The organism is Flintibacter sp., assembly GCF_046973065.1.
On record NZ_JBKVXZ010000093.1, the window covers coordinates 1 to 5,651 of the forward strand.

A 5,651-nucleotide genomic window follows, 5' to 3' on the forward strand; every position below is an offset into this window, starting at 1 on the left:
GCCTACGCCTACGCCAACTTCCACCAGCGCTTCATCCGGGGCCACGTGACCCTGGTGGGCTGCCCCAAGCTGGACAGCGTGGATTACAGCGAGAAGCTCACCGAGATCCTGATGCGCAACGACGTGAAGAGCGTCACCGTAGTGCGTATGGAGGTGCCCTGCTGCGGCGGCATCGAGCTGGCGGTGAAGAAGGCCCTCCAGGCCAGCGGCAAGATGATCCCCTGGCAGGTGGTGACCATCGGCACCAACGGAACGATTTTGGATGAACTTTAATTGAGAAGCAAGAAAGCCCTCCTGCAAGGAGTTCCGTCGCCCGAAGGCGACGGAATAAAATGAAATTTTGTCATTTTCGGCGACATGCGCGTGGAAAATGACACTTCTCGCGCAAGGCGGGCCGACTTTTCTGTAAGGAATCGAGGCTCGCCTTGCGTGCAATTCTTCTCGAAAAAGTGGCTATGCCACTTTTTCGACCGTGTAAACCGTCCCGGCATTGCCGGGGCGGTTTTTTGCATAATTCTTCCCCTCCAGGCAAACACTAGCCGGGAAAGGAGGGGTTCCATGGCTACATTTCAGCCCAAAGCCCCAGACACCGGTCCCCACCCGCGGCGGGAGCCCCGGTACGACCGCCCTCTCACCCTGGAGAATCTAGAGGCGGTGTTTCAAGGCTGCGCCGACTTTATGAAGCGGGAGGTCTACCTCCACGGGGACCGGGAGCGGGTGGTGACGGTGTGTTACCTGCTGGGTATGACCCGCAACGAGCGCCTGAGTGACTATATCCTGCGCCCTCTGGCCCAGGACGACGCTTTAAGCCGGGTGCCCATGGACGAGGTGTTCAAGCGCCTGCGCTACGGCGCCCTCTATAACCTGGCCGCCCTGGTGCGGGAGACGCTGGATGAGGTGGCCGACGACCTGGTGGCGGGCAGCTGTGTGATCTTCTTTCCCGGGAAAAGTCAGGCACTCACCTTCCCGGTGGTCACGGAGGAGAAGCGGGGAGTGGGGGAGCCATCCAACGAGCCCGCCCTCAAGGGGGTGCGGGAGTCCTTTGTGGAGTCCATCCGCACCAACACCTCCATGGTCCGCCGCCACATGAAGGCCACCCAGCTGAAGGTTGAGGAGGAGATCGTGGGGCGGCAGTCCCGCACCCAGGTGGATATCCTCTATCTGGACGGCATCGCCGACCCGGACACGGTGGCCCAGGTCAAGCGCCGCTTGCGGGATATCGACATTGACGGGGTGGAGGCGGCGGGCAACATTGAGGAGTACCTCACCGACCACCTGAACACCCCCTTCCCCATGATGCCCTACACCCAGCGGCCCGACCGCTTCTGTCAGGGGCTTTTGGAGGGGCGGGTGGGAGTGATGGCCGACGGGCTGCCCTTTGCCTGGATGCTGCCGGGTACCATCGACCAGTTCTTCAAGACGGGGCAGGACCGGGCCTTTCACTGGATGACGGCCTCCGCCCTGAATCTGATCCGGTGGTTCTGTGCCGTCATCACGGTGCTGGTGCCGGGGCTTTATATCGCCCTAGTCACCTTTCACCCGGAGGCCATCCCGGTGAAGCTGGCCCTGTCCATTGCTGCCGCCAAACAGGAGGTGCCCTTCTCCACCGTCTTTGAGGTGCTCATCATGCTGCTGGCCTTTGAGGTCCTCCAGGAGGCGGGGTTGCGCCTGCCCAGCCCCATCGGGGCCACGGTGTCCATTCTGGGCGGACTGGTGGTGGGCAACGCGGCGGTGGAGGCCCACATCGTCTCCCCGGCGGTGCTCATCGCCGTGGCCATTGCGGGGGTGGCTGGGTACACCATGCCCTCCCAGGACTTTGCCTCCGCTCTGCGGCTGTGGCGCTTTCTGCTGGCCATCGCTGTCAGCATCGGCGGACTGTTCGGCCTGGCCGCGGGATGCGCTGCCCTCATTTACCATCTGGCGGGTTTGGAGACCTTTGGGGTGCCCTACCTGGCTCCCTTTACCAACGGAGCGGGACAGCCCCGGGGCCATCCCAGTCTGCTGCGTCTGCCTCTGCCCCGTATGAAGTGGCGGGATGGGGCCAAGAATACCAAAAATCGGAGGAATCAGCGGTGAGAGTGACGTTGACCGCCCTGGCTCTGGCCGGGATGCTGCTGCTCAGTGGGTGCAGCGCCACCCTGTTGCCCTACGCCCGGGAGATGGGGGATATGGCCCTGCTGCGCACCATGGGTGTGGACGCAGGGGAGGGGGACTACCAAGTGGAGGTCACCGTATCCACCGGGAAGCGGGCCTACGGTCTCCAGGGAGAGAGCCAGCCCTCTCTGGTTCTCTCTGCCCAGCGGGAGTCCCTCAGCGCCGCCTGCCTGGCCATGCAGGGCCTCAGCGACAGCTATGTGTTTTACGGCTATGTGGACCAGCTGCTGCTGGGGGAGGGGCTGATCAAGCGGAGCGTGTGGCCGGTGTTGGACTACTTTGCCCAGGACGCCCAGCTGGGACTGGGCGTGCAGCTGTGGGTGGTGCGGGGCGGAACTGCCGCCCAGGCAGTACAGGCCGGAGGTGAGAGCGGTGTAGAAAACCGCCTGTCCACCCTTCAAACGGACAGCGAGATGGGCGCGGCAGGAGCCAGCCGCACGGCGGGGGAGGTGTTCTCTGACCTGCTGGAGCGGGGCAGCGCCTATCTGCCCGCTCTCCGCGTCCAGGAGACCGACCAGGAGGGGCAGACCGCCCTGCTGGAGGCCGGGTACGCCGTGTTAAAGGACGGTATACTTGCAGGCTATCTGGAGGGAGAGAGCGCCAAGGGACTAGAGCTGCTGGTCAACCAGGCGCCCTCCGATGTGCTGGAGGTCCCCCTGTCCCAGGGACGGGTGGTAGTGCGGGTCACCGGCTCTGCCCTGGTGTGTACGCCCAAGATGGAGAATGGACAGCTCACCGCTGTGGACCTGAACTGCTGGGTAACGGCCGAGGTGGCCGAGGTGGAGGGCGAACTCAGCCAGGAGGATCTGGAGCAGGTGAAGCAGGCGGTGGACAGCCGTCAGCAGCGGCGTATCACTCAGGCTCTGGAGCGCCTCCAAAGCTGGGGCGCGGACTGTGTAGGCCTGGGACAGCGGCTGGCTATGGCTGACCCTGCCCGGGGCGAAAAGCTGTTGGAGCAGTGGCCGGAGGTGTTTTCGTCCCTGCCGGTGCAGGTGTCGGTGGAGACTTCGCTGACCAGATTGTTATTTATGGAGAAGTCGTGAGAGAGGGTTCCGCCCTGCGGAGGAGACGATGTGCCTTTCTGAACGATCAGAAAGGCACGAAAGAATCGCCGGGGGACGGCTCCGATGAGCGCCTTCGCGTAGCGGGCGCTCATAGTCACCTTTCCCCCGGCCCCCTTTTTACGGGGGTGTGTCCCTCTGGCCTTTGTGTAATCCCCGGCGGGCAAAATCAAGACCTGTTTCCGTCCTATTCTCGGCCCACTGGGGCCTTTTGCCATCAAAATTTGTAAGTGCCTACTTCTATCGTACACCGCCTCCTGCATCCCTACCTGTTTGGTGCGGCCGTCATCAATGGCCCAGCTGCCACAGTTATGCCGGAGTAGGCGGTGCCCGTACAGCGCAGACACTTTTAAATTTCCGCCCAGTAGGGGCCTGTGCCCCCGAGGCAAGAAGAATCACAGATCTTATCTTTGCCCGCCGGGAGGTCATGACCAATCTCCCTGGCAGGCGTCCCCCGTAGCTGGGGGTCCGGGGGTGAGAGACTATGAACACCCGCCGTTGGGCGAGGTGTTCATCGGAACGTAACCCCTGGGGCATTTTTGGTTCCTTTTTGGGCAAACAAAAAGGAACCCGCCCCGCAGGGCGGAACTCTGCTTTTGAATTATAAATCCAAAGGAGAACCACCATGCAACACCGCCAAACCATCTCCCAAACCCAGCTGTGCGCCCTGCTGTGGGCCTCTCTGCTTGCTCCAGCGGCGGAGCTGCTCCCGGCCGTCACCCTGCCCTGGGCGGGCAAGGCGGCCTGGTTTACCACGCTGCTGGCCTTTCCGGTGTTGGCGGCGGTGGGCTGGGTGCTCTCCCATGCGGCTTGGCGGCGGGATGGACTGCCTCAGATCATCCGCGCCGGGTTTGGTCCCGTCGTTGGCCGGGGGATTTTACTTTTATATATGGTATGGGGGGAATTCCTCCTGGCCCTCCGCCTGCGCCTGTGCGCGCAGCGTCTGTTGGCCTCGGGGGAGCGGGACGGCTCTTTGTGGTTTTATCTGCCGGTGGCCGCTCTGCTGGCGCTGTGGATGGCCCGGGGAAAGCTGGCTGCCTTTGCCCGGGCTGGGCAGGTGCTGCTGGCCGTGGTGCTGACGGCTGCGGCGGTGGTGCTGGGCCTGGCACTGTTCCAGGTGCGGCCGGAGCATCTGCTCCCTCTGTGGTGGCAGGACGCCCTGCCGGTAGCCAGCGGTGTTTTGCCTGCCGGCGGCGTGTTAGGGTGGGGCATGTTTGCTGCCTTCCTATTAGGAAACACAGAACCCGCCAAACATTCCAGGCGGGACTGGCTCGTTTGGAGCGGCGTAGGCTGCCTGCTGTTGTCCCTGGAGCAGCTGGTGGTGGTGGGAAATCTGGGCGAATCTCTGGCCCAGCGCCTCCACAGCCCCTTCTTTGCCCTGGCCAAGAGCGTGGGGGTGGAGGGAGCCTTCCAGCGGGTGGAGAGCATTGTGGCCGCGCTATGGATCTTTGGCGATCTGGCTCTGCTTGGGGTGATCCTGTTTGCCCTTTGGGAAATGGCCCGAACGGTATGGAAGAAAGCAGAGCAGAAAACGGTGGTAACAGCCGCCGTTCTCCCTGCGGTAATTATCAGTATGGCCGCCTTTCCCGATGGGGTGGAAGCGGAGGCTGCCGGACGGGGTATTGTATTGGTAGGGAACCTGATTTTAGGTGTCGCCCTTCCTGTGTTTGGAGCAGGCGCAGCTGCGTTGGCAAAAAGAAGCGGTCATAAAGGCACATCTTGTGGGTGAAAACTAGGAAAAAGGGGACATCTTGTTGCTATTTTTCATCCAGGAAAAAAGATGAAAAAAATTGAAAAAAACAGTTGACAATCCGGGGTCAGTCTGATATTATAAGCAAGCGCTCGACGCGGGGGACAAATCCCTGAGCTGAGCGAGGTTTTCCAAATCAAAAGCGAGCTTGAATGAGAGAACAAAAAACCACCTGACGGTGCGAAAAAAGTTCTTGACAAGCGAACTGAGATGTGGTAAACTAATTGAGTCGCCTGTGAGGGTGACGAAACAAGGAGAAGCCTGCCGGGCTGACCTGAGAGCTGAAAAAGTTTGAAAAAACTTCAAAAAAGCTCTTGACAAGGTCGAAACGGTGTGGTAAAATGAACTCCCGACGCTGTAAAGCGGTGTGTACCTTGTAAATTAAACAACGTGACAAACACGAAGCACCAAATTGGATTTGGTTGTTCAAACAAGCTTAGCTTGAAGGACAATCGTTAAATTTCTTTGAAGCTAGTTTTTAAGCTTCAATAAAGTGATTTGAAGAGCTTTGGCTCTTTAGATACCATTTTATTGAGAGTTTGATCCTGGCTCAGGATGAACGCTGGCGGCGTGCTTAACACATGCAAGTCGAGCGAAGCGCTTTTGCGGATTTCTTCGGATTGAAGCAACTGTGACTGAGCGGCGGACGGGTGAGTAACGCGTGGGTAACCTGCCTCATACAGGGG

At 60.5% G+C, this 5,651-nt stretch carries 3 protein-coding genes, 1 rRNA gene and 1 pseudogene; all 5 read left to right on the forward strand.

The window, feature by feature from the left end; genetic code table 11:
* A pseudogene (locus ACLTXB_RS18435) lies at positions 1-273 on the forward strand (ferredoxin); the annotation flags it as partial.
* Between the two features lie 285 nt (positions 274-558).
* Positions 559-2,076: a spore germination protein gene (locus ACLTXB_RS18440; protein WP_428227947.1), complete on the forward strand. Its 1,518-nt coding sequence runs from the start codon at positions 559-561 to the stop codon at positions 2,074-2,076.
* Positions 2,073-3,197 carry a Ger(x)C family spore germination C-terminal domain-containing protein gene (locus ACLTXB_RS18445; protein ID WP_428227948.1) on the forward strand — a complete coding sequence of 375 codons (1,125 nt, stop codon included), beginning with the start codon at positions 2,073-2,075 and terminating at the stop codon, positions 3,195-3,197. Before ACLTXB_RS18440 ends, ACLTXB_RS18445 begins: the two co-directional genes overlap by 4 nt.
* Positions 3,198-3,840: 643 nt before the next feature.
* Positions 3,841-4,944, forward strand: coding sequence for a GerAB/ArcD/ProY family transporter (locus ACLTXB_RS18450; RefSeq protein ID WP_428227949.1), 1,104 nt, complete (start codon positions 3,841-3,843; stop codon positions 4,942-4,944).
* A gap of 548 nt (positions 4,945-5,492) precedes the next feature.
* Positions 5,493-5,651 (forward strand): 16S ribosomal RNA (locus tag ACLTXB_RS18455); the annotation flags it as partial.

Bases quoted from the DNA above. Each gene is read 5' to 3' on its own strand.
- ACLTXB_RS18450 (WP_428227949.1), top strand. From the start codon at position 3,841: ATGCAACACCGCCAAACCATCTCCCAAACCCAGCTGTGCGCCCTGCTG.
- ACLTXB_RS18440 (WP_428227947.1), top strand. From the start codon at position 559: ATGGCTACATTTCAGCCCAAAGCCCCAGACACCGGTCCCCACCCGCGG.